Raw genomic sequence first — 882 nt, forward strand, 5'->3', positions numbered from 1 at the left:
TGGCCGGTGAGCACCTCCGTGCCCTCCGGCAGCGTGAGAAGGCGCGTGCGGATCGACTCGATGATGGTGCCGAAGTCGGAGTAGGACCGCCCCGTGGCCCCGGGACCGCCCTGGAACAGGGTGTCCCCGGAGAACAGCACGCCGTGCGCGCCCAGGTCCGGGGCGTGGAAGCACACCGAGCCCGGGGAGTGCCCCGGGGTGTGCACGGCGGTCAGCGTGACCCCACCGAGTTCGTAGGTGTCGCCGTCGGCGATCTCCGCGTCGAACGGCGTGGCCGGGTAGACCTGCTCCCACAGCATCGTGTCGGCCGGATGCAGGTGGATCGGGGCGCGCAGGGCTTCGGCGACGTCGACCGCGGCGCGGATGTGGTCGTCGTGGGCGTGGGTGAGCAGGACGGCTCGGGTGTCGCGGGCACCGACCGCCTCGACCACCGCCTGCGTGTCGTGGGCGGGGTCGATGACCACGCACTGCTCGTCGTCGCCGACGATCCACACGTTGTTGTCGACCTCCCACGTGCCCCCGTCCAGGGAGAACGTCCCGGAGGTCACCAGGTGGTCCACCCTCACTCCTCCGGAGGAGGGGGCTCCGGCGCGCACAGTGCTCGCCGGCTGCTCGTGCTCCTCTCGACTTTCGCTCGGCACAGGAGTCTGGCCCGAGACGCACCCGGCGCTCATCGGGTGGCCTCCGCCAGGTCCGCCGCAGCGGTGGCCGTGGCCGTGGCCGACGGCCCACCCCCGGGAGAGCTGATCTCCACGACCGAGCGCAGGACCTTGCCGGCCTTCATCTTCCCGAACGCCTCCTCCACCTCGGTGATGCCGATCCGCTCGGAGACGAACCCGTCCAGGTCCAGCCGCCCCAGCCGGTACTGGTCCACCAGCATCG

1 protein-coding gene and 1 pseudogene are annotated in these 882 nt (G+C 71.7%); both read right to left on the reverse strand.

From position 1 onward, the window contains the following. Positions 1–566: MBL fold metallo-hydrolase (locus IEW07_RS20730; protein ID WP_308738255.1), on the reverse strand; the 566-nt coding region annotated here is incomplete at its 3' end. Positions 567–670: 104 nt separating this feature from the next. After that, positions 671–882: pseudogene (locus tag IEW07_RS21355) on the reverse strand (S-(hydroxymethyl)mycothiol dehydrogenase); the annotation flags it as partial.

Source organism: Kocuria dechangensis (genome assembly GCF_014636775.1).
GTDB classification, from domain to species: Bacteria; Actinomycetota; Actinomycetes; order Actinomycetales; family Micrococcaceae; genus Kocuria; species Kocuria dechangensis.